Raw genomic sequence first — 22838 nt, forward strand, 5'->3', positions numbered from 1 at the left:
GCCGCCGCCCTGTCCCAGGAGTCGTGGTGGGCGGCGCGGCCCGTACAGGAGGGCTTGGACCGTTTTCTCGCCGCCTATCTGTCGCATCCCGACGCGGCGCGGCGGCCGCTGGTCGTTCTCGGTCATCCCGGCGCCGGGAAGTCGCTGCTGAGCGAGATCCTCGCCGCGCGGCTGCCGAGCGAGCGGTACACCGTCGTGCCGGTGCAGTTGCGCCGGGTCAACGCCGACGACCGCCTGCTGTCCCAGATCGAGAGCGCCCTGCGCGACATCCTCAAGCAGCAGATGACCTGGGGTGAGCTGGCCGACGAGAGCGAGGCGCTGACCCGTGTCGTCATCCTCGACGGGCTCGACGAGCTGATCCAGGCGACCGGGACGACCCAGTCGTCCTACCTCACCGACGTGACCCGCTTCCAGCAGGAGGAGCTGGCCCTCGGGCGCCCGGTCGCCGTGGTCGTGACCTCCCGGACGATCGTCGTCGACCGGGCCCGGGTCCCGGACGGCTCGCTGGTCATCAAGCTGGAGGATTTCAGCGACGAGCAGGTCGCCACGTGGACGGCGGCCTGGAACCGGGCAAACCTCGCCACCTCGGGTTTCCGCCGCCTGGTCACCACCACCGTGCTGCGCCACGGCGAGGTGGCCCGCCAGCCGCTGCTGCTCACTCTCCTGGCGATCTACCACGCCGACCCGGCGGCGCGACGGCTCAGCGGCGACAGCGTCTCACCGACCACGCTCTACCAGACCCTTCTGGACAACTTCATCCTCCGGCAGGTCGCCGACAAACCCGACCGGCCGCCCGCCCCCGAGCAGCTTCCGCGGCTGCTCAGCGAGCTGCGCTGGCGGCTGAGCATCGCGGCGCTGGGCATGTTCAACCGCCAGCGGCAGCACGTGTCCGAGACCGATCTGGAACGTGACCTCGACGTCTTCCTCGGCCGCCGCGACGACCAGGTGCCCGAGTTCGAGTCACCTTCCGGGCGGGCACACCAGACCGTCGCCGGGTTCTTCTTCGTCCACGTCTCCCGAGTCGACGAGCAGAGCGACAACCCCCGGCGGACGTACGAGTTCCTGCACGCCACCTTCGGCGAATTCCTCATCGCCGAACGAGCGTTGCTGCTGCTCGACAGCTACGCTCGCCGTCTGGCCGACCATCGGGCCGATCCCGCCTACCACGAGGCCCCCGACGACAGCCTGTTGCGGGCGCTGCTCTCCTATCAGCCGCTGACCCAGCGCAAGCCCATCATCGAGTTCGCGGCCGACCTGGCCGCCCAACGCACACACCAGGAGCGAGAAAACCTTCTCATCGCTGTACGGACGCTGATGGCCGCCGCCCGTACCAGGGCTTTCGGCAGATACCACCGCTACGAACCGGCCCCGCCGGACGTCGTGGCCGTCTGCGCCGCCTGGACCGCGAACCTGGTCATCCTGGGTTCCCTGGTAACGGCCGAACAGCTCGCCTCGCTGGCCCCACCGGACACCGACCGGGTGTCGTGGTGGTCCGCCACGATCCGGCTGTGGCGGGCCGGGCTGGCGGAGGAGGCACTGGAGAGCATGGAGCCGCTCTGGAATCAGTCCCAGAGCCAGGGCCGCGGATTGCCACCGGCCGCATAGCTCTTCGCCACCCGGTGCAGCAGTTGCGCGGTCCGGTCGGCGTCGAGCGCCGCCGCCCACAATTCGGCGAACTGCGCCTCGAACTGCGCGACCATCGAAGGCTCCTCGAAAAGCACGTCGGCTAGCCGGGCCTCGCTATGAACCACGGTCCCACTGACTTCGCTACGGATTATTGTGAAGGATTCGGCGTGATACGTCTTCGCTTCGAAGGGGAGTATCCGCAGTGTTACATGCGGCCGCCGCGCATGCTCGGCTAGACGCTTCATCTGGTCCGCCATGACCTCCCGTTCACCGAAACTCCGGTAGAGGGTTGCCTCCTCCAGCACCACGGACGTATCCGGGGGATCCCGCTGTTCGTGAAACTGCGCTTGCCTCCGGAGCCGGATTGCCAACGGCTTGGCGAGCTTGCCCTCCTCCGCCCACGACGTGCGCAGCACGGCCGAGGCGTACTCGGGCGTCTGGAAAAGACCGGGAACGACGGCGGAGGAGAACTCGGCGAACCCGTCGGCATCGGCCTCCAGTCCGATCAATGTGAGCAGGGCCGGTGATAGAGCAGCCCGATCGTCGTGCCACCAACCACGGCGTCGCGACGCCTGAGCTCGCTGGACCAGTACCCCCGTCGCCGCCACGCCCACCTCCAACACGACACAGAGGGCCCGCAGGTCAGCGTCGGATATGCCGACGTCGCCGCTCTCGATGCGGGTCACCTTCGACAAGGACCAATGCAATGCCTTGGCGACCTCGCTTTGGGTCAGGCCGACGAGCTCGCGGGCGCGGCGCAGATCGGCACGCAGCAGACGGCCTGCGGCGATCGGGCTCATCTCACCGGAGGACTCCACGTCCCGACCCTACTGCGCCGCCTCCCAGATTTACATTTGGCAGCGTCTTGTAAATCGCAATGTACGAGTCTTAAATTCTTGTAAATCTTCTACCGGGGAGGGCGCGATGAGCGGAGACACCGGGCAGTGGCGGGATCGCAAGCGGTATCTGTGGCTGATCGGCCTGGTCGTGCCGTCCCTGGCCTTCCTGGCGATCGGGTTGCACGCGGCCACCGGCTGGGGCGTCTGGTTCTGGATCGGACCGATCGTGATCCTCGTGATCGTCCCGGCCATCGACCTGTGCACCGGCCTCGACCGCAGCAACCCGCCCGACGACGTGATCGAACAGTTGGAGAAGGACCGCTACTACCGCTGGATCACGTTCGCCTTCCTGCCCGTCCAGTACCTCGGCTTCGCGGCGGCGTTCTGGCTCATCGCGCACGGCGGCCTGTCCACCGCCGACCGCTACGGGCTGGCCATCTCGATCGGCTGCATCGGCGGGATCGGCATCAACACCGCCCACGAGCTCGGACACAAGAAGGAGAGCCACGAGCGCTGGCTGTCGAAGATCGCGCTGGCGCAGAGCTTCTACGGCCACTTCTACATCGAGCACAACCGTGGCCACCACGTGCGCGTCGCGACGCCCGAGGACCCGGCGAGCAGCCGCCTCGGCGAGAGTTTCTACCGGTTCTGGCCCCGTACGGTGTTCGGCTCCCTGGCCTCGGCGTGGCGCCTCGAACGCAGGCGGTATGCACGGCGCGGTCGTCACCCGTACCGCATCGGCAATGATGTTCTCAATGCCTGGCTGATGTCGGCCGTGCTGTGGGCGGTGATGATCGCCTGGCTGGGTCCCGGCATCCTGCCGTTCCTGTTCGTGCAGGCGGTTGTCGGTTTCTCTCTGCTGGAAGTCGTCAACTACATGGAGCACTACGGCATGCTGCGGCAGCGTGTCGGCGTGCCCGGCCGCCGGCGGTACGAGCGCGTCGACCCCAGCCACAGCTGGAACTCCAACAACATCGCCACGAACGTGCTGCTCTACCACCTGCAACGGCACAGCGACCACCACGCCAACCCGACACGCCGCTACCAGACGCTGCGCGACTACCCCCAGTCTCCGGTGCTGCCGACCGGATACGCCGGGATGATCCTGCTCGCCCTGGTGCCACCGCTGTGGCGGCGGGTGATGGACCCGCGGGTGATCGCCCACTTCGGCGGCGACCCGGCACTGGCCAACATCCAACCGAAAAAACGAGAGCAGATCCTGGCACGGTACGGCGTCCGCACCACCGTGACACGGCCGGTCACCACCGACAGTCACGGCGACGCCGTCGCGGGCGGCATGTGCCCGGGCTGCGGCTACGTCTACGACGAGCGGCGCGGCGACCCGCGGGAGGGTTTCCCGGCCGGCACACCGTGGACGGCGATCCCCGACGGGTGGTGCTGCCCCGACTGCGGCGTACGGGAGAAGGTCGACTTCGTCGGAGCGCCCTAGACTTGGCGATCATGAGCGATGTGGTCCCGGTGGCGGGCGGGCAGCATCGGCTGCCGATCATCGAGGCGGCCATCGGGTTGACGGCCCGGTCCGGGTGGTCAGCGGTGACGATGGGCCGCCTGGCCGAGTCGGTGGGTGTCAGCCGGCAGACCGTCTACAACGAGCTGGGGTCCAAGAACGCACTGGCCGACGCGATGGTGTCGCACGAGCTGGACCGGTTCCTGTCCGCGGTCGGCCGGGCGTTCGAGCGGCATCCGGACGACCTGGTCGAGGCGGTGTACGACGCGGTCCGCTCGGTCCTGGAACTGGCCGACGACAACGTGCTGCTGCGGGCGATAGCGTCGGCGACCCACGGCGCCGACATGGAACTGCTGCCGATGCTGACCACCCGGGCCGGCATGCTGCTGACCCAGGCCAAGGCGATGCTGACCGACCGGGTGCTGGCCTACGGCCCGGACCTGACACCGGACCAGGTGACAGCGGCGATCGACCTGCTCGTCCGGACGACGCTGAGCCACGTCATGCAGCCTTCGGACACCCCCGCGCGTACTGCCGACGCCCTCGCCTGGGTCGCGGCGAGGGTCCTGGGTTCACCCGTCACTCCCCGGCTCCGCCATGGCTAGCCCTCACCCTTCTACCGCGCGGGTGGCCCGGCATGGCCCAGGCCTGCGTCGCGGGCTCGGGCGACCGCTGCCGCCCGGTCGCTGACCTGTAGTTTCGTCAGGATCGCGGCCACATTGTTGCGGATCGTCTTCTCCGACAGGACCAGGCGGCGGGCGATCTCGTGGTTCTTCAGGCCGGCCGCCACCAGTTCCAGGATCTCGCGCTCCCGGCCGGTCAGCGTCGGGAACACCGTCGTGGCGTGGTCGCGGTGGGCGCCGGTGAAGAAGTCCATGATCCGTTTGGCGACACTGGTTCCGTAGACGACGTCGCCTCTGGCCACGGTCAGCACCGCCCGTACGATGTCGTCGCTGTCCGCGCCTTTCAACAGGTAGCCGTGTGCCCCCGCCCGGATCGCGCCGAACAGGGCGTCGTCGTCCTCGTGCATGGTCAGCACCAGCACCGCGACCTCCGGGTGGTCGTCCCGGATCCGGCGGATCGCGGTCACGCCGTCGGTTCCGGGCATCGCCAGGTCGGTGATCACCACGTCGGGTTTCGTCGTGCCGGTCAGGGTGAGCAGCTCAGCACCGTCGGACGCCTCACCGACCAGCTCGATCTCGGGGGCCGCACCGATCGCGGCGGTCAGCCCGTAACGGAACATCGGGTGGTCGTCGGCGATCAGGACCCGTACCGGCATCATTCGCTCCTCAGCGGCAGCGTGGCGGAGACGGTGGTCCCGCCGGTGGTGGATTCGACAGCCAGGTCGCCGCCGAGTGCCTCGGCCCGGCGGCGCATCGAGGTCAGCCCGACCCCGGAATGGGTGGTCAGGTCACGGATGCCGTGACCGTCGTCGGTGACCTCGATGTGCAGGGCCTCGTCGGCGCTGATCCGGACCCGGGCATGGTGGGCGTCGGCGTGCCGGGCCACGTTGGTCAGGGCCTCGGTGATGATCCGGTAGGCGGTGACCTCGACGTCGGGGCCGAGGGTGGGCAGGCTCGCGGCGTTCACCTCGACCGGCAGGGCGGGGCCGAGGGTTCCGGCGTGCCGTTGCACGGCCTGGGCGAGACCCTCGGTGTCCAGGGCGGTCGGGCGGAGGGCGTCGATGATCCGGCGGATGTCGCGTACGGCGTTGTCGGTCTCGTCCCGCAGCCGGCGCACCATCGTCGCGGCCGGGCTGTCGGCGGCGACCATCCCGGAGAGGGCCTGCAGGCCGAGCCCCATCCCGGCCAGTGACGGCCCCAGTCCGTCGTGCAGGTCCCGCCGCAGCCGGTCCCGCTCGTCCCGGGTCGCCGTGACGACCCGGAAGCGCTCGGAGCTCAGGGAGTCCGCGAGCGCCGTCGCACGGACGACCACGGCGAGTTGAGCGGCGAGTGCGGTGATCAGCCGCCGTTCGGTACGGGAGTAGCCGCCGTCTCCGGGCGGATCCGTCATCCTGAGTTCCCCGAGGGCTTCGCCGTCGAACCGCAGCGGGAACGATGAGTAGCGCGCCGACGGGAACTCCCCGACGGTCGCCAGCACCTCGCCCTCCTGGGTGACGATCTGGGCTCCGTCGGCTCGGACCGCGGCCGCCGTCGCGGTGACGGCCGCGGGCAGCAGACCGAGCCGGCCACCGCCGGCGACACTCTCCCCCAGGTCGGTCAGCACCTGGAGGGGATCATTCCGTGCGCCGTAGACGATGCGGTCGGCGGCGCGCTGCAACCGGTCGCGGGCGGGAGCGAGCAGGACCGCGATGACAGCCACGACGAGCACGGTGGAGAGCCCGCTGCCTTCCAGCACCTTCCCGAGAATCGCCGTGACGCTGAAGTAGACGCCGAATACCAGGATCGTCAGCATCGCGTAGACGAGACCGCGTCGTATCACGGAGCGGATTCCCAGCAGGCGGTAGCACAGAACGCCGACGGCTACCCCGATCGGGAGGATGGCCATCGGGTCCATCAGGGCCCAGGGCACCGAGGGAAAGAACTCGTACCGTGCCCCGAAGTATCCGACTGAATACTGCAGCACCAGGGGGCCCAGGCCACAACCGATGTACCAGGCCAACTGCTGGCGGTAGGGGTAGACGGCTCGCCGCCACCGGTGAATCGTCGCGCCGAGGATGACCACCGTGGCCGGAATGACCAGAAAGCCGGCGAGCACCGGCACCAATAAAGGTGCGATGTCGCGATCACCGGTGAAAACCGTTTCGTAGACGACTATCAAAACATATCCGAGGCTGACCATCGTCACCGGCAGACGCCACCAGCGGGCCGGCAGACGCCCGTCGGGATAGAGGGCCAGGATCACGGTCATCGCACCCAGGAGCGAGCCGAGATCCAGTAGCGGGCCGAGCATTGTCTGCCATTCAGGGGCGTTGGAGGCTTGGTAGTAGCCGGTGCTCTCGTCGAAGGTTTGAGCAATCTCCACGTAGTTGCCCAACTTCAGCAGAGCGAGGAGGAGTCCCCACGAGAGGAACAGCCAACCCAATGCGTTGCGCGGCCGTAGAACCGCCAACACGGAACCCGCAAGACTCCATCCCAGCGCGGGCAGGGCGTTGAAGAAATGCCAGAGCGCATACTCGGACATTCCTGTTTCACCATTGTCCGTAGCCGTCCAGAAGGCGTGGGTGCCAATCTGGACCCCGATGGTCAGGGCCATTGATGAGCCGGCCAGCAACGTAATCAGGAAACTGAGCCACATGCCATCAGTGTGGCGGCTGTTTAGTCCCGGATGTGTAGATTCTGCGCCCGGAATGCCCGGGCAACCTGCCCGGGACGGGCGGGACATCGGGATCGTGTGCCCGGCGGGCCGGGCAGGACAGAGTGGGGGTCATCGCTGAGCGGCCGACCGGCCCGGGCTCAGCTCGGAATCCGGAGAGAAGCACATGAACACGCTCACGTGCACCGAAGGCCGCTCCGCCGCCAGCCGCCACCGCGGAACGGGTCGACGGCGCGCCGCGAGCCAGGAGACCGAACTGCGCAGCCTCATGACCATGACCAGTCACGACCTCCGTTCACCGCTGGCCACGATCGCAGCCCACCTGCAGATGCTGCACGACGATCTCGGCGACCAGATCGCGGAGGACCTCGCCGTCATGGAACGGGCCGTCCTTCGGATGGAGCGCCTGCTCGACAACCTGGTCGGCTACGCCCGTTCGGAGCAGTCCGACCTGCGGACCACCACCGTCTCCCTCGCCGAGGTGGTGGCGGACGTGACAGCCGACCGGGTCACCACGGCCAACCGGGCACGGGTCACCGTCGACGGCACTCTGCCCGACGTCGAAGCCGACCGGGAGCTGCTGCGGCATGTGATCGACAATCTGGTCGGCAACGCGATCAAATACACCGCGCCGGGCACCCCGGCCCGCCTACGGGTGTCGGCCCGGACGATCGGCGGCGAGGTACACGTCGAGGTGGCGGACAACGGCATCGGCATCCCCGAAGCCGACCGGCCACGGGTCTTCGACGCCTTCCACCGTTCCGCGAACAGCGCCGGCTATCAGGGCACCGGCCTCGGCCTGGCGATCTGCCGCCGCATCGTCGAGCGCCACGGTGGCCGGATCGGTGTCACCGACGCTCCGACCGGCGGAAGCCTGTTCTGGTTCACCCTGCCCGGCCCGGGCGGCGGCACACCGCGTTGAGGCCGTGGTGTGGTACGGCCGGCCGCTACCGATGGCGGCGGGGATCAGTAGCTCGCCGACGCGTCGTATCCCAGCACACCGGCTCCCGTGGTCAGCGCCAGCGCGATGACCACGGAGAAGCCGATCAGGATGCCGAGTGCGGCCCCGGTGACCAGAACGGTCCGGCCCACCGTGATCGAGCTGTCGATGATCGACCGTCCGAGGGACGGGTAGACGATCCGGGTCGGCGGCATCGGCGGGAGTTCCACGCGGGTGACGTTCATGCCGTTGACGATCGTCCCGGAACCTCAAGCTCGCCTCTGCCGGCCGTCAGGAGACGCTCTCAGCGTCCGAGCTGCCGGTCGAGTTCCTCCAGCAGGTCGGTGAGCGCCCACCTGTCGACGCCGTCGGGCATGGCACGCGTCGTGCCGTAGGCGAGTTCGACGAGCGCCGAGCGCGGGGCGGCGAGTTCGTCGGCGGTGACCGGCAGCTCGTACCAGGATCCGTGGGTTGCCGGGGTGATCTCGTCGCGGAGCCGCAGGGCGACGGCTCGTGCCGTGCCGGCGTCGACACCGGTGCGGGTGTCCCATTCGTCGTCGCCGAGATCCTCGAGGGCGATGTCGATGGCGCTGGCCAGCAGGTGGAGCATCGGCGGGTCACCGGCGAGGCGGGCCGCGGCCGGGATGATCCGGACGAAGGTGCGCTCGATCGGCACGGAGTCCAGGCCGACCTGGCGCTCGCCGAGCATGAACTGGACGTTCTGGCGCTGCCAGCCGCGGGCCAGTTGCAACGCGGTCATGCCGTCGGAGCTGACCGTGCCAGTGGCGGCGCCGGCGGTCAGCAGGGTGGCGATGACCCGTCGCTCGTTGCGTTCGACCGCGTGCATCAGCGCGGTCCGGCCCTGCCGGTCGCCGGCGTTCACGTCGGCGCCGGCTTCGACGAGGGTGTCGACCGCGGCATCGTCGCCGTGCCGGGCGGCGATGACGATCGCCGGTGTGCCGTCGGAGCGCTTCTGATCGGGGTCCGCGCCGTGTGCCAGGAGCAGGCGCAGCACGACGGGTGGCACCGGCCCGACGACGCCGGTGATCAGGAGCGCCTCCTCGGCCGGATGCGGTGTGGCCCCGGCTTCCAGCAGCACGCGGAGGGTGTCGACGGCCGCCGGTCCCGGGCGGTGCCGGGTGTAGGAGACAGCCTCCGTCAGCAGGCTGGTCCTCTTGACCGTCTCCGTCGCGAGGGCACCGTGGGCGAGGAGGTGACGCACCACCTCGGCGCGTCCCTCCAACATGGCGACACGCAACGGCGTCACGTTGAAATGGCCGGACGGCCCGATGGACGCGCCGGCATCCATCAGCAGTTGTACGAGGTCCAGCCGGCCGTCGCGGGCGGCGTCGACGATGACCGGCCCCTGGAACCGGCTCGCTGCGACGTCCGGGTTCGCGCCGCCGGCCAGGAACTCCGCCACGGCTGTCGCGTCGCCGGCCCGTACGGCCTCGACGAGGCGTTGATCGGAGTCATGGCTCATGTGTTGTCACCTTCGGTGAACGCGGTGAGACCCAGTCGTGTCGCGACGTTGTCGGCGAACCAGTCGGCGAAGTAACCGGTCCGGTCGAGGTCGGCGCGGACCGCGGCGCCCCAGGCGGGCTGTTCGATGACGGCGAGGTACTGCCGGACGATCCGGTCCCGCTGGCCGGGGTCGCATCCGGTGCGCTCCGGCGGCTTGGTGGACAGTTCGTCGGCGATGACCGCGGCGTTGACGTAGCGGTCCACGGTCGGAGCCTGCCGGGCGAGGTGTCCGGCGCGCGCGGTCAGGACGATGGCCGCGGGTGGGTAGTCGCCGAGGGTCGTACCCATGCCGTGGCAGTCGGCCATGGTGGCCAGGAGCCGGCCGGTCTGGTCGATCATCGCGTCGTCGACGTCGTTGCCGGTGATCGCTTCGTGCAGGTGGGACGCGGTGGCGACGTCGCCGGCGTAGTAGCCGTCGAGGGCGCCGCCGGCGCAGGCGTGCCGCAGCAGCCAGGGCCGGACGGTGGACCCGCCGCGACGGCACAGCTCCTCGACGACGTAGACGCGGCCCCATCCGGCGACCCGGTCGGCCAGCCACAGCAGTGCCTCGGTGCCGTTGCGCCGGCGTTTCAGCGCGTCCACGGCCAGTGGCCCGAAGTGGCCGGACAGCAGGCCGATGGTCTGGATCAGCGGGATGTCGCCGCCGTTCCAGTCGGTGGCCAGCAGCCCGAGGCCCACGGTGACGGCGTTCCGGTCGGTGCCGTGCCGGACCAGCCAGCGGCCGGTCCGGCGCACCCGTTCGCGGTCGGCGCGCATTGCCGCGGCGGTGATGTGGTCGTTGCGGTGGATGGGGACGTGGATGTCCCGGAAGGCGCCGGCCAGATCGGCCGGCTGAGCGTCGGAACGGGCGAAGTGGCTGTCGAGGAGAGCGGCTACGTCGGCGCCGCGAAGCCGGGGGTCGGTATGCGGAGCGGGCTGCGTGTCGACGTCCGGGTACGGCTCTCCATCGCGCGGCAGTGCACTGCCGGGATCCTGCCGGTGCAGACGCAGGGCGTGGTCGAAGAGGGTGATCATGGCGGCGCTCACCGGAGCGAGGAGGGCTCGATTCTCTTGATCATGGCCGGCATGTTGCCACCCGGCCATTGTCCCGGCAAGCGAATATCCGGCCCGCCGGGTCAGGCGAAGTAGCGCTCGGCCGCCTCCAGTCGCGGCACGGGCACACCGAGGCGTCGCGCCTCGGCCAGGGTGTCACGGCACACCGCGCGCAGCTCCTCCGGATTGGCGTGCGCCTCGGCGACCGTACGCATCGGCCCGAAGCTGCCGAAGAGCCAGGCCATCACCGGCGCGGTCAGCCACAACGGCGCGGTGTACGGCATCAGCGACCCGCGATGACGTCGCAGGTCGACGCCACGCGCCTCGGCCAGCGGCAGCAGCTCGCGGGTGGCGAGGAGCGCCTCCCGCACGTGACGCGGCTTCCCGCCCAGCGCCGACAGGGATCCCAGTTTCAGGCTCTGGGTGTGCAGTCCCGCGTTCTGGATGAAGTGGATCGCCAGCCATCCCCGGAAGTCGTCGTGCTCCTGCAGCTTGAATCCGGCCCCGCGGAAGACGTCACGCACCGCCTGCTCGCGGGCGGTCGGCGGCTGCCCGTGGGTGCCGAAGAAGACGACCGGCAGCAGGGCCGCCCGCAGCACACCGTCGTCTCCGAAGCCGCCGCCCGCGCCGGGGAAGCCCCAGGCCACCTGCCCGGCGGGAAACGCCTCGACGGCGGGTAGCGGCTCGACCCACAGGTTGTTGAAGACCAGCACGGTCGCCCCACCTGCGCGTGGCGCCAGGAACGACACGGCCTCGGCGAAGTTGTAGTGCTGGACGCTCACCACGATCAGGTCGAAGTCGTGGCCGGGCTCCAGCGTCTCGCGGTAGCGCACCGGCCACAGGCCGGTGACCCGCCGCCCCCACGGCCGGCGTCGCGCGTCGAGCAGGTCGAGGTCGATGCTGTCGCCGTACTGCTCGGCGCGGCCGGGCCGCACGTAGAACTCGACGTCGTGCCCGGCGCGGCTGAGCGCCCACCCGTACGCGGCGGCGATGACGCCCCGGCCGAACATCAGGATCTTCATTCCGCACCCCTATAATCGGAGACAGTCTCCACTTCTAAAAATATGGAGACAGTTTCCGTTTGTCAAAGGAGGCGCCGGATGACTGGCAAGCCGCTGCGCGCCGATGCCCGGCGCAACCGCGACGCACTGCTCGCCAAGGCCCGCGAGCTGTTCGCCGCCGGCTGCTTCGACATGCGGTTCGACGACTTCGCCCGGCTCGCCGGCGTGGGCACCGGCACGCTGTACCGTCACTTTCCCACCCGCGAGGCATTGGCCGAGGCGGTCTACCGGGAAGAGCTCACGGCGATCTGCGCCCAGGCCCGCGAGCTGCGGGCCACCCTCCCGGCGGGGCAGGCGCTGGCCACGTTCCTGCGCGGGCTGGTCACCCACCTGCACACCCACCAGGGCCTGGCCCAGACGCTCGCGACCCTGATGGCCACGCGTTCCGGCACTCTCGCCGAGGGTGGCCGGGAGCTGGGTCAGGCCGTCACCGATCTGCTGGCCGCGGGTGTCGAGCAGGGTTCGGTCCGCGACGACGTGGGGACGGGTGCCGTGATGATGGCGCTGCAGGGCATCTGCGTGGCCTGCGGCGAGCCGGGCTCACGCGCCGACGCCGACGGCGTCGTGACCCTGGTCCTGGACGGTCTGCGGCCACGCCCATCGGCCGGCGCACCCGCTCCCTGAGACGAGCGGTGCCCTCGCGTCTGCCAGGATCGATCAACCTCTTCCAGCCCTCGGCCTCGCCGAAGCGGACCTGGCGCGTCTCGCGGGCCGAGCGCCTCGCCGCCTTCCTGAAAGTGGCTCGCCCCGTCGGCGAAACCACGCATCGTGATGGCTACCGCCTCGGCGACGGGAACGGCCTGAGCCGCCACCCCGGTCGGGATGGCGGCTCAGAGGCGGGAGCGGGTCAGCCGAGCTTCACGTTGAAGATCGGGTTGGCGGCCAGCTTCTTGAACGCGGCCAGGCCGGCCCGCGTGCTGTCGATGCTGATGTCACGGTTGCCCTGGTCGTCACGCTTGGTGTCGAAGTGCACGATCGCCTTGATCGCGGGGCGCTTCTGCAGCTGCGGCACGACGCTGTTGTAGACGGCCGACTTGTCGGTGGTCTTGCCGATGCGGTGGTAGGCACCCCACTCGGCGACCATGATCGGCTTGCCGGCGTGCTTGGTGGTCGCCCAGTCGTAGAAGCCGAGGCCGCCGCCCTTGGGCTTGCGGTCCAGCAGGTCGGCGAAGGTGCCGAAGTGGTAGTAGTTCTTCTCGACCGAGACGTAGGAGTCCAGGCCGATCCAGTCCACGACGTCGTCGCCCGGGTAGAGGTCCTTCCACCAGGACTGCGCCATCCACTTCTCGTTGCCCATGAACGCCATCACGTTGACGACGTTGCCGGCACCCTGGGCACGCAGGCGCTTGATGGTGTGGCGGTACATGGCCGCGAAGTCCTTGGCCTCCCAGCCGGAACCCTTGCGGGCCACGACATCGTTCTCCGGCTCGTGGTTGAGAACCAGGAAGACCTTCTTGCCGTACGCCTTGATGCGCTCACCGAACGCGTCGATCCGCTTGTTCTGCTCGCCCTTGGCGACCTTGGCCCAGTTGGAGCCGTACGCGATCTTCCAGTTGAGCAGCAGGACCCGCGGCTTGGCGGGGTCGTTGGTCATGGCGATCTCGGCCTTGGTCGGGAACGGCTCGTCGCCCTTGTGGTACGTGTGGAAGATCGTGGCGGTCCGGCCGCTCAGTTTCTCCCAGTTCTTGTGTTCCAGGTCGCGAGGCTTGCTGGTGAATCCACCGGCCGCGCCGCCCCACATCACGCCGCAGGACGGCACGAGTTTGGCGTCGGTGGTGCAGGCACCACCCGGGCCGGCCGCGACTGCGGCGTTCGGTGCAAGAACGGTGGTGGCACCCGCGATTACGGCGGTCAGAGCTGTCAGGAACATCGGCAGCTTGGCGCGTCGCAAAAATCTCTCCCCCTGTTGTCCGGCCTCTTGTCGGCCGGGCATGGGATAGAGATTCCAGGTCGCAGGTTGCCCGTCGAGTGCCCGTTCCGGTGCCGCCCGGTAGCGGGTTCCCAGACCCCGGGCCGAACGACTCGCCACGGCAGATCGGCGCCGTCATCCGCCACCTGACGGATCCGGTGAAAATTTGCACTCGCAGTGCACTTGTCGGCTCCGACCAGGCGACATACGGTCTGATCCATGTCTCGTTCCTGGAGCTTCGCCGTCGCCCGCGACGATCTGCGGCAGACCACGCTGGCCGGCGGCGACGCGCCGGACCTCCGCGACGGCGAGGTTCTGCTCCGCGTCGACCGGGTCGGCCTGACCGCCAACAACGTGACGTATGCCGTGCTCGGCGACGCCATGCGCTACAGGGAGTTCTTCCCGCCGGAGCCCCGCGGGCTGACGCCGCGGTGGGGCCCGCCGGACGACGACCACCGACCCGGTCTACCGGCCGGACGACGAGGACCTGCTGATCCTGTTCCGGCCGCTGTTCTTCACCTCGTTCATGCTCGCCGACCAGGTCGTCGACAACGGCTTCTACGGCGCGGGGCAGTTGCTCGTCTCCTCCGCTTCGAGCAAGACCGCCTACGCCGCCGCACTCCAGCTGCACGGCACCGGCCCGCGCCTGATCGGGCTCACCTCCCCCGGCAACGTGGCGTTCACACGATCGCTGGGCTGCTACGACGAGGTGATCGCCTACGACGATCTGGGGCAGGTCGCCCGCACACCGGCGGTCTACCTGGACCTGTCCGGTGCGCCGGCCACCCGCGCCGGGCTCCGGGACCGGCTCGGCGACCTGCTGGTCCGCGACATCGCGGTCGGCCTGACCACCCAGGTGCCCAACGCCGCCGCGGCCGGCGAGGTCTTCTTCGCCCCCGTGCAGATGCGCAAACGCCGCCAGGACTGGGGACGCGACGGCTTGGACCAGCGCTTCGCGGAGGCATGGCAGACCTTCCTCGGCACCGCCACCAGCGCCGTCGACGTCAAGGTCGGCCACGGCCCCGAGGCTCTGCGCGAGACTTGGCTGACGGTCCTGAACGGCGAGGCCGCCCCACGCACGGGCCACGTCGTCCAACTCGATCCGGAGCGAGACGCATGACTGATCCCGAGGCGTTCTACCTGCCGGCGGGCGGGGACGACTTCGAGTCCACCACCGCCACCACCAGCCCGTGGGACGAGCGGATGCAGCACGGCGGCCCGCCGTCGGGGCTGCTGGCCCGGGCGATCGAGCTGACCCGCCCCGACGCGGACATGCCGATCGCCCGGCTCACCGTCGACTTTCTCGGCCCGATCCCGCAGGGCCGGGTGCGCACCGAGGCCCGCATCGCCCGGCCCGGCCGCCGCGTCGAGCTGGTCGAGGCCCGGCTGTTCGCCGGCGACCGGCTCGCCGTCACCGCCTCCGCCTGGCGGATCAACACCCAGAAGAACATCTCCGAGGAGTACGCCCACAGCGCCACACCTCCCCTGCTGCCCGGCCCGCAGCCCCAGGACTTCTTCACCGGCCTGAGCCCCGACTGGGGTTACGGCCGGGCCATCGAGTGGCGTTTCGTCCAGGGTTCGTTCAACGACCCGGGCCCGGTGAGCCTATGGGCCCGGGTCCGGTTGCCGCTGGTGGCCGGGGAGCCTCCGTCACCGATCCAGCATCTGGCCGTCCTGGCCGACTCGACGAACGGCGTCTCCGCCGTGCTCCCGCTCAACGACTGGCTGTTCATCCCACCGACCCTGACGGTGACGCTGGCTCGCCCGCCGCAGGGCCCATGGCTGCACCTGGCCGCCCACACCACGATCGCCCCATCGGGCACCGGAATAGCCCAGGCCGACCTCTCCGACCCGTCCGGTTTCGTCGCCCAGATCGCCCAGCCACTACTGGTGACTCCACGTTCCTGAGCCACCGAGGCCGGTCGATCTGGGCTCAACCTCAGGACCTACCGCATCTGATCGATGTCGAACTCGCCGTTCTTGGCTCCTGCGATGAAGGCACGCCAGGCGGGCGGCGAGATACACAGGACCTCGCTGCGATCCTCTGAATTCCGGACTCGTACAGTGTCGGCCACCAAGGCCACCTCCACGCAGGTTCTGTTCGTACAGTACGACGATCGGCGCCAATCAAGCCCCGCGAAAAAGATCTCTTCAGAGTTCATCCGTGAACCTCCGGGTGTCAAATCAATCGCATTTAGAGAAGACAATCAGGTAAGGCGATATCCATCCCACAGAGCGCCGTTGGCATATTACAAACGTGAGCCCAGCAAACGCCTGTGGCAATTGCCAGAGTTGGGTCCACAACGAACGTGTAATATCCCGGAAGGCGACGGCATCTCATGCCGGTCAGCACTGGCTCATTGCCGGCGCCGCACACTTGGTTGCGCCGGATAACCGAACGTCGCGAGGCTTACCACCCTACGGCGATGACCCGACTATCGGCTGAGCATGGCTGCTGCCGCTGCGACAGCTGGCGGAATTTCAGAGATCGAACTCTCCGCCTTTGACCCCAGCGATGAAGGCGCGCCACTCGTCCGAACTGTACGCAATCGGTTCGCGTTGCGGATCCTTCGTGTCTCGAACGAACACCGAACCCTCAAAGAACGCGACCTCTACACATGCGCCATTGTTACAAAAGGAGGAACGGCGCCATGTGAGTAAACCATCAGTGCTTTCGCCGGATTGCATCGGAATATTTCTCTTTCAGTCGTCACTCGATGATCAGATATCCCTGAGGACGCCCTCGAGGAGGGCGGTCGTTTCCTGCGCGCCAAGCGCAACCTGCTGCAACCCGAGGAACACCTGAAGGTATTCTTGCACCTCGGTGAATTGCTCTATGTAGACGCCTTCACCGACGACGCCCTCATGGTAGACGATGTCGGACACACGGGCCGTCGGGTGGGCCGAAACGGAGTCCGAGAATTGCAGGACGATGAAGCCGGTGATCAAACCCTGGTGAGCGCCGACAGAGAACGGTACGACCTGGAATTCGAGCGTGGCCCTCTGGTTCAGGTCAATCAGTTTGCGAATCTGGTCACGCATGATCCGGCGGTCGCCCACCGACCTGCGGATCGCCGACTCGTCAACCACGACCTTGAGCATCGTGTGCTCGCTCAGATTCTCCTGCCGCGCCATCCGCACCTCGACGGCACTCCGGACGATCTCCGGATCGTCCGTCCACGCGCCGGCCACCGCAGCCGCATATTCCGGCGTTTGCAGCAGCCCCGGGATGGTGCCCAACTGGTAATCACATATCGTCGCCGCGGCGCCTTCGAGGCCGATCAGCCTCTCATAGCCGGGGCCGAGGTTGTACCTCGCCCACCACGCGGTTTCCCGGCTCTCCTCGACAAGTTTCATGAGTTCCCCGCGCGCCTCGGGATCGGTGACCCGGTAGAGGTTCATCAGATCACGGACATCGCGCGCCGAGATGCTTCTCTGCGCCGTCTCGATCCGACTGATCTTCGACGGCGAGAGAAGGAGCTCGTCAGCCACCTGCGCAAGGCTGAGCCCGGCGTCGATGCGATGGCGCCGCAACGCCGCACCGAGCTGCCGACGGCGGACCAACGGTCCTGGGTGACCGGGAATGATTGCCACCTCCATGAGCACTGCCGGAGAACTGCCACATGTCAATCTGCCAGTTGGCAAACGTCGCTGGCAATGCCAATCGTCAAACGTCTGTGGCAATTGCCACAACGATCAGCCATGATGAGGTCACAGTAAGTTACCCAAGAGCTTCACCGTGGTGGTCCAACGTGAACCCATGGTAGCTCTCCCCAGGCCAGAAACCGTACATATCAGGATGAAGCGCACGTCAGGCCGACGTGTCGACAGTGAACCACCGGCTGTCACCACCCGGCTCCGCGTCCACTTTGCCTGTTCCACATCCACCACAGCAACCCGAGGATCGAGATGTCAGAGGTAGGGAAGCAGAGGGAAACCACGCCGCACGAAGCGGATCGGGCACTCGCCATCACCAGGTCCATTCTGGTGGCCGGCGGCGGCTTCAGCACAACGATCGCGACGATCCTGGGCGTTGCGGGACAGTGGCAGCTCGGCGATGCGCCGACTCTGTGGGCACTTTGCAGTCTGTGCATCGTCGCGTCGATGACGATGTTCATCGTCGCCTACCTCGTCCGGCCCCACTATCCGTAGAACACGGCCGACCATCCCGGACCGCACAGCGAACGGGCGGGCATCATCACGGGATGATCCATCGATTCGAGCCCTACGCCGATCACCTCATGTTCATGATCTCGGAGCCGGACGGGTCCGACGACATGTTCGACGGCGACGACTACGACTCCCCCGACGAGTCATGGCGCCTCGCGGCCGGCCGTGGCCTCATCGCGGTGCAGACGGCCCGCTTCGACCACGTGCTGGTGACGCTCACGATCCGGGAGACGCCGCCACCGGACACCCCGTTCGACGGGTTCGACCACGTCGTCGAAGCCGACATCCTGCTTCCCCACGGTCGTCTCGTCGTGTACGGAGACTGGCGGCCGGAGGACGCGGAGCCGATCACGGTGGCGCCGGGCCGGTACCGGGTCCGCGTCGCCTACGCCCCGACGGACCAGCGGCCGGCGAAATACGACGAGGACGGCCCCGGGGACCACCTGGAGTACCAGCTCACCCTGTGGCCGGCGCCCGCCGAATCCGGCGTGCGTGTCCTGAAGCAGGGCGGTTCACCCTGGGCCTACTGACGTCATCTCCCTGGCCGGGGCCGCCACGACGCGGTTGCGGCCCTCACGTTTGGCGGCGTAGAGGTGGGCGTCGGCGGCCGCCAGCAGGCCGGACTGGCCGGTGAGCGGGTCGGCGCCCGACCCGGCCACGCCGATGCTGACGGTGACCGGCAGGGCGCCGGTGAGGTCCTGCCAGCTGTGGGCGCCGATGGTCTCCCGGATTCCGTCGAGCACACCCGCCGCGACGGCGACCGGGGTGGCGGGTAGCACGAGCAGGAACTCCTCGCCGCCGAGCCGTGCGACGAATCCGCCGGGCACGGCAGCCGCGAGACCCACTTCCAGGAGCTTAGCCACCTGTACGAGTACCCGGTCACCGACCTCGTGGGAGAGCCGGTCGTTGACCTGTTTGAAGTGGTCGATGTCAGCGATCGCCACGCTCAGTCCGGGGCCGAGCAGTCCGGGCAGTTCCTCGTCGACGAAACGGCGGTTGCGCAGCCCGGTCAGCGGGTCGCGGCGGGCCTGCTCGCGGAAGCGTTCGGCCTGTTCACGGGCCTCGGTGGTCTCGAACATCGCCTGCCGGGCCTGCGCCTGGCTCTCCCGTTCCCGTGACCGGAGGCTCTCCCGGGCGGCGATGAAAGCCTTCAACTCGGTGTACGCCGACGCGTGATCACCGCGGGCGGCGTACAGGTCGGCCTGTTCCTCGTGGATCTCGATCAGGATCGAGTGGAGTTCCAGTTCGGCGCACAGTTCGCGGCAGGCGTCCAGGTTCTCCTGGGCCCGGCCGGTGTCGCCGAGCCCGCGCAGCGCCCGGGCCAGCGTCAGCCGGTAGTAGACCAGGTCACCGAGCGCCTCCACATGCCCGGCCTGGTAGCGGGCGATGCAGGTCAGCATCGTCTGCGCGGCGTCGGCGTAGTCGCCGTTGGCGGCCTGGATCTCACCGACCGTGTGCAGCGTCGGCGGGTCGAGTTCGAGGCCGTGCGCCGCGGCGTGGGCGGTCATCCGGCCGATGACCTCCAGCGCCCGGGTCACGTCGCCGGCCTCGTACTCGTAGTGTGCCCAGTTGTTGAGCAGCACACTGAGCAGCTCCCACTGGTGGGTGCGGCGGGCCATCTCCTCGGCCTGCCGGTATCGGGGCCGGGCCGCATCGATGGCGCCGGTGTCGGCGAGCGCGTCGGCCAGCCGGGTGTGGAACCAGATCTGCATGAACTCGGTGGCCGTGTCGTCCAGCAACTCGACCGCGCTCAGCGAGTGTTCCAGGGAGGCGGCCGCGTCGCCGGCGAGCCGCTGGACCAGCGCGCACAGGCCGTGGGCGCGGGCCTCCAGCAGACGCTCGCCGTGCAGGGCGGCCCAGTGCTGGACGTCGTAGATCTCCCGGGCCGCCCCGGTGAACGCGCCGGTCCGCAAGCTCATGCCGGCCCGGTGCAGACGTGCGCGCCGGAGCAGCACCTCGTCGCCGAGGGCGGCCGCCCGGTGTTCCAGGTCGACGGCGACGGCGAGCTCGGCGACAGCGTCGGTGACGAACTGGTCCTCCGCTGTCAGCAGCGCCGCCGCCAACGTCCCGGCTTCCACCGCGCACCCGTCCACCCGGTCCACCCCCACTTTGTCCGATGACGGCTCCCATCGGCCGGGTACCCCGCCCGTTTAGACAAGACCGGGGCCTTGACCGGTGACCCGGACCGCGGGGCGGATCGAACCGGGGCTCAGCTTCACGCTTTGAACCGGCGGACCTCCTGGGGCCAGCCACACGCCTCCGCGATCTTTCCGGCCCACATCCTGGCGGTCCCCTCGTCGGGCACGTTCACGATGGTCAGGCCGCCGAGGAACTCCTTGGTCTCGACGTAGGGCCCGTCGGTGAAGATGAGCTCGCCGCTCGTCGTGTCGGCGCTGAAGACCGGGCCGTCCTCCTCCTCCAGACCGCCGGCGAAGACGTAGGCGCCGGCGGCCTTGATCTCGTCGACGACCGCCCTGGCGAGAGGGCCGCGACCGCGGTACCACTCCTCGGGGTGGTCGCCCACCCACTGCTGGTTGAAGTAGATGAGGTACTCGGCCATGATCACACTCCGTCTGCTCGCCGGACCGGATGTCCGTCTCCACCTACGCTACGAACGGCAGCCGGTGGATCCGACACTCCCCCCGCTTTCAGGCGGCGGCGCCGCGCAGCACCGCGTCGACGAGGGTCTCGGCGAAATCCTCCTCCGGCACCGACGACGGGAGCCGCAGCATCGAGCGGATCATGCCGGGGGCGGAGAGCATCAGCTGGGTCAGCTCGACGTCGAGGTCGGCCCGCAGCTCGCCGGTCGCGATGCCGCGTCGCAGCACCTGGCGGGTCACCTCGCGGCGCGGCTCGACGAAGTCGTGATACATCCGGGCCAGCTCGGAGTCGCGCAGCAGCTCGGGCAGCAGGCACGCGGTGGCCTTGCTGTAACGCTGGGCACGTGGCGTGCGGTTGGCCTTGATCAGGGCGATCAGATCCTCGCGGACCGTGCGGCCGGCCGGCTCGGGCAGCGGGCCCTTCATCGACCGGACCGCGTCGATGAGCAGCGCCTCCTTGTTGGGCCAGCGCCGGTAGATGGTGGCCTTGCCGACGCCCGCCTTGGCGGCGACCGCCTCGATCGAGATCGCCGCGGCGCTCTGCCCATCACTGAGCAACCCCAGGACCGTGTCGAGGATGATCTCGTCGGCCTGGGCGTTGCGCGGCCGGCCAGGAGCTTTGCGCTCCTGGCCGGCCGCCGTGCTGCTGTCCATGTCGTTCATTGTTACCGCCGGGTTTACGCGTCGGCCAGTTCCCGGTCCTGTTCCGGTGCGGCGGCGGGCGCCGGACCGGCGGCGGGGCGCTTGCCGGGCAGCCAGAGCACCGCCACCAAGGCTCCGAGCAGGGCGAACACGGTCGAGCCGACGGACGCGTAGTGCATCGCCGTGACGAACGCCGCATTCGCGCCGTCGAGCAGGGCGGGGGCGGCCGGGCCGGCCTGACCGGCGACGGCGTAGGCACCCGCGATCGACTCGTGGGCCAGTTCGGAGGCGGCGTCCGGGAGGCCGGCCGGCGCGGTCAGCTCACTGCGGTAGACCGAGGAGACGACGGCACCGAGGACCGCCACACCGAGTGCGCCGCCCAGTTGGCGGATCGTGTTGCTGACGGCCGAGCCGACGCCCGCCTTCTCCCGGGGCAGCGTCGCCATGATCGCCTCGGTGGCCGGCGGCATCACGTTGGCCATGCCCACGCCCTGGATGAAGAACGCCACCGCGACCAGCGCGATCGGGGTGTCGACGTCGATGAACAGCCAGAGCGCGAGGGCCGCCGAGACCAGCAGCAGGCCGACGGTGCTGACCCGCTTCGGGCCGAACCGCTTGACCATCGTGGAGCTGGCCGGGGCGAAGATGATCTGGCCGAGCGCGAACGGGACGAACAGCGCGCCGGAGGTGAGCGGACCGTAGCCGCGGACCATCTGGAGGTAGAAGGCGCCGAAGAACATCGAGCCCATCGCCGCGAAGAAGACCAGGCCGATGATGCCGGTGGAGGCGGAGAACTGCCGGTTGGCGAAGAGCCGGACGTCGAGCGACGGGTAGGTGATGCGGCGCTCGTAGAGCACGAACCCGACGAGCACGAGCAGGCCGGTGGTCAGGGTGGTCCAGGCCGCGGTCGCGCCGAAGCCGTCCTCGCCGCCCTTGATGACGCCGTAGGTGAGCAGGGTCAGGCCGACGATCGACAGGAGTACGCCGATGACGTCGATGCGGCCGGGCTTCGGGTCACGCGACTCGGGAACGAGGATCGCCACCAGCGCGACGCCGAGGATCACGATCGGCACGTTGATCAGGAAGACCGAACCCCACCAGAAGTGCTCCAGCAGCAGGCCGCCGAGCACCGGGCCGACCGCGACGGCCAGGCCGACCGCACCGGCCCAGACACCGATCGCGCGCGGGCGCTCCCGCGGGTCGAACACGTTGGCGATGATCGAGAGGGTGGCCGGCATGACGGCGGCGGCGCCGAGGCCCATCAGGGCGCGGGCCGCGATCAGCTGGTCCGGCGAGGATGCGTAGGCGGAGATCAGCGACGCGATGCCGAAGACGATCAGGCCGACGGTGAGGCTGAGGCGGCGGCCGAGGCGGTCGGCCAGGATGCCGGCGGTGAAGAGCAGACCAGCGAAGACCAGGGTGTACGAGTTGATCGCCCACTCGAGTTCACTCTGGGTGGCGCCGAGCCCCTTGTCCGGGTCGGCGATCGTACGCATCGCGACGTTGAGCACCGTGTTGTCGAGAACGACGACGAGCAGGCTGATGACGAGAACGCCGAGGATCGCCCAGCGCCGGGGGTGCCCGGTCTGGGGTTGAGCTTGGGTGTCCATGTGGTGGGTGCCCCCGAGACCTTTTCGAAACGGAACCGTTCCGTTTCACAACGCTAGTTAACGCCCTCGCCCCCAATAACGGAACGGCCTCGTATCGAAAGTGTCCCCGGTCACGTCCGGGAATAGCCGCCACCGGCCAGG

24 protein-coding genes are annotated in these 22838 nt (G+C 68.9%); 9 read left to right on the forward strand and 15 right to left on the reverse strand.

Going from position 1 to position 22838, the window contains the following annotated elements:
• Positions 1-1605, forward strand: a 1605-nt coding sequence (locus ACFO0C_RS28455; protein WP_378069767.1) for an NACHT domain-containing protein, incomplete at its 5' end; no start/stop codon positions are given.
• On the opposite strand, the gene ACFO0C_RS28460 is transcribed toward ACFO0C_RS28455, so the two are convergent.
• Positions 1563-2444 carry a helix-turn-helix domain-containing protein gene (locus ACFO0C_RS28460; RefSeq protein ID WP_378069768.1) on the reverse strand — a complete coding sequence of 294 codons (882 nt, stop codon included), beginning with the start codon at positions 2442-2444 and terminating at the stop codon, positions 1563-1565. The two genes, ACFO0C_RS28455 and ACFO0C_RS28460, sit on opposite strands and share 43 nt — an antisense overlap.
• Before the next feature lie 106 nt (positions 2445-2550).
• Here ACFO0C_RS28460 and ACFO0C_RS28465 point away from each other — a divergent pair, with 106 nt between their 5' ends.
• Positions 2551-3915 carry a fatty acid desaturase gene (locus tag ACFO0C_RS28465; RefSeq protein WP_378069769.1) on the forward strand — a complete coding sequence of 455 codons (1365 nt, stop codon included), beginning with the start codon at positions 2551-2553 and terminating at the stop codon, positions 3913-3915.
• An 11-nt stretch (positions 3916-3926) separates the two neighbouring features.
• Positions 3927-4538 (forward strand): TetR family transcriptional regulator, encoded by a 612-nt coding sequence (locus ACFO0C_RS28470; RefSeq protein WP_378069770.1) that lies wholly within the window; start codon positions 3927-3929, stop codon positions 4536-4538.
• A gap of 11 nt (positions 4539-4549) precedes the next feature.
• Here the strand turns inward: ACFO0C_RS28470 and ACFO0C_RS28475 are convergent, their stop codons facing one another.
• Positions 4550-5212 (reverse strand): response regulator, encoded by a 663-nt coding sequence (locus tag ACFO0C_RS28475; protein ID WP_378069771.1) that lies wholly within the window; start codon positions 5210-5212, stop codon positions 4550-4552.
• The gene (locus ACFO0C_RS28480) at positions 5212-7077 is read right to left on the reverse strand and encodes a sensor histidine kinase (protein WP_378069772.1); all 1866 of its coding nucleotides are present in this window, start codon (positions 7075-7077) and stop codon (positions 5212-5214) included. Before ACFO0C_RS28480 ends, ACFO0C_RS28475 begins: the two co-directional genes overlap by 1 nt.
• A gap of 400 nt (positions 7078-7477) precedes the next feature.
• Here ACFO0C_RS28480 and ACFO0C_RS28485 point away from each other — a divergent pair, with 400 nt between their 5' ends.
• On the forward strand, positions 7478-8131 hold the full coding sequence (locus ACFO0C_RS28485) for a sensor histidine kinase (protein WP_378069921.1): 654 nt from the start codon (positions 7478-7480) through the stop codon (positions 8129-8131).
• A gap of 44 nt (positions 8132-8175) precedes the next feature.
• On the opposite strand, the gene ACFO0C_RS28490 is transcribed toward ACFO0C_RS28485, so the two are convergent.
• From ACFO0C_RS28490 to ACFO0C_RS28505, 4 genes are all read right to left on the reverse strand, one after another.
• Positions 8176-8394, reverse strand: coding sequence for a hypothetical protein (locus tag ACFO0C_RS28490; protein WP_378069773.1), 219 nt, complete (start codon positions 8392-8394; stop codon positions 8176-8178).
• Between the two features lie 59 nt (positions 8395-8453).
• The gene (locus tag ACFO0C_RS28495) at positions 8454-9632 is read right to left on the reverse strand and encodes an ankyrin repeat domain-containing protein (protein WP_378069774.1); all 1179 of its coding nucleotides are present in this window, start codon (positions 9630-9632) and stop codon (positions 8454-8456) included.
• Positions 9629-10699 carry a hypothetical protein gene (locus tag ACFO0C_RS28500; RefSeq protein WP_378069775.1) on the reverse strand — a complete coding sequence of 357 codons (1071 nt, stop codon included), beginning with the start codon at positions 10697-10699 and terminating at the stop codon, positions 9629-9631. Before ACFO0C_RS28500 ends, ACFO0C_RS28495 begins: the two co-directional genes overlap by 4 nt.
• An 89-nt stretch (positions 10700-10788) precedes the next feature.
• Entirely contained in the window at positions 10789-11727 is a 939-nt protein-coding gene (locus tag ACFO0C_RS28505; RefSeq protein WP_378069776.1) for a ketopantoate reductase family protein, read from the reverse strand.
• A gap of 78 nt (positions 11728-11805) precedes the next feature.
• Between ACFO0C_RS28505 and ACFO0C_RS28510 the strand changes: the two genes are divergently transcribed.
• Positions 11806-12390, forward strand: coding sequence for a TetR/AcrR family transcriptional regulator (locus ACFO0C_RS28510; protein ID WP_378069777.1), 585 nt, complete (start codon positions 11806-11808; stop codon positions 12388-12390).
• Between the two features lie 223 nt (positions 12391-12613).
• Here the strand turns inward: ACFO0C_RS28510 and ACFO0C_RS28515 are convergent, their stop codons facing one another.
• Entirely contained in the window at positions 12614-13657 is a 1044-nt protein-coding gene (locus tag ACFO0C_RS28515) for a glycoside hydrolase family 26 protein (protein ID WP_378069778.1), read from the reverse strand.
• Positions 13658-14171: 514 nt separating this feature from the next.
• Between ACFO0C_RS28515 and ACFO0C_RS28520 the strand changes: the two genes are divergently transcribed.
• Complete coding sequence (locus ACFO0C_RS28520) at positions 14172-14795, forward strand: DUF2855 family protein (protein WP_378069922.1); 624 nt, start codon at positions 14172-14174, stop codon at positions 14793-14795.
• Complete coding sequence (locus ACFO0C_RS28525; protein ID WP_378069923.1) at positions 14792-15583, forward strand: thioesterase family protein; 792 nt, start codon at positions 14792-14794, stop codon at positions 15581-15583. Before ACFO0C_RS28520 ends, ACFO0C_RS28525 begins: the two co-directional genes overlap by 4 nt.
• A 38-nt stretch (positions 15584-15621) precedes the next feature.
• On the opposite strand, the gene ACFO0C_RS28530 is transcribed toward ACFO0C_RS28525, so the two are convergent.
• The 3 genes from ACFO0C_RS28530 to ACFO0C_RS28540 form a co-directional block, all read right to left on the reverse strand.
• Positions 15622-15837: a DUF397 domain-containing protein gene (locus ACFO0C_RS28530; protein ID WP_378069779.1), complete on the reverse strand. Its 216-nt coding sequence runs from the start codon at positions 15835-15837 to the stop codon at positions 15622-15624.
• A gap of 319 nt (positions 15838-16156) precedes the next feature.
• Complete coding sequence (locus ACFO0C_RS28535) at positions 16157-16363, reverse strand: DUF397 domain-containing protein (RefSeq protein ID WP_378069780.1); 207 nt, start codon at positions 16361-16363, stop codon at positions 16157-16159.
• A gap of 33 nt (positions 16364-16396) precedes the next feature.
• A complete protein-coding gene (locus tag ACFO0C_RS28540; RefSeq protein ID WP_378069781.1) occupies positions 16397-17275 on the reverse strand; it encodes a helix-turn-helix domain-containing protein in 879 nt (292 codons plus the stop codon).
• A 309-nt stretch (positions 17276-17584) separates the two neighbouring features.
• On the opposite strand from ACFO0C_RS28540, the gene ACFO0C_RS28545 reads away from it, so the two are divergent.
• Positions 17585-17827 carry a hypothetical protein gene (locus ACFO0C_RS28545; RefSeq protein ID WP_378069782.1) on the forward strand — a complete coding sequence of 81 codons (243 nt, stop codon included), beginning with the start codon at positions 17585-17587 and terminating at the stop codon, positions 17825-17827.
• Between the two features lie 53 nt (positions 17828-17880).
• Positions 17881-18375, forward strand: a complete 495-nt coding sequence (locus ACFO0C_RS28550; protein ID WP_378069783.1) for a hypothetical protein — start codon at positions 17881-17883, stop codon at positions 18373-18375.
• Here ACFO0C_RS28550 and ACFO0C_RS28555 read toward each other — a convergent pair.
• From ACFO0C_RS28555 to ACFO0C_RS28570, 4 genes are all read right to left on the reverse strand, one after another.
• On the reverse strand, positions 18358-19947 hold the full coding sequence (locus ACFO0C_RS28555; RefSeq protein ID WP_378069784.1) for a tetratricopeptide repeat-containing diguanylate cyclase: 1590 nt from the start codon (positions 19945-19947) through the stop codon (positions 18358-18360). The genes ACFO0C_RS28550 and ACFO0C_RS28555 overlap by 18 nt on opposite strands.
• 113 nt (positions 19948-20060) lie before the next feature.
• Complete coding sequence (locus ACFO0C_RS28560; RefSeq protein WP_378069785.1) at positions 20061-20405, reverse strand: YciI family protein; 345 nt, start codon at positions 20403-20405, stop codon at positions 20061-20063.
• 88 nt (positions 20406-20493) lie between these two features.
• On the reverse strand, positions 20494-21099 hold the full coding sequence (locus tag ACFO0C_RS28565) for a TetR/AcrR family transcriptional regulator (RefSeq protein ID WP_378069786.1): 606 nt from the start codon (positions 21097-21099) through the stop codon (positions 20494-20496).
• Between the two features lie 23 nt (positions 21100-21122).
• On the reverse strand, positions 21123-22697 hold the full coding sequence (locus tag ACFO0C_RS28570) for an MFS transporter (protein ID WP_378069787.1): 1575 nt from the start codon (positions 22695-22697) through the stop codon (positions 21123-21125).
• Positions 22698-22838 lie beyond the last annotated feature (141 nt).

It is taken from the genome of Actinoplanes subglobosus, from assembly GCF_042650585.1.
Lineage (GTDB): Bacteria > Actinomycetota > Actinomycetes > Mycobacteriales > Micromonosporaceae > Actinoplanes > Actinoplanes subglobosus.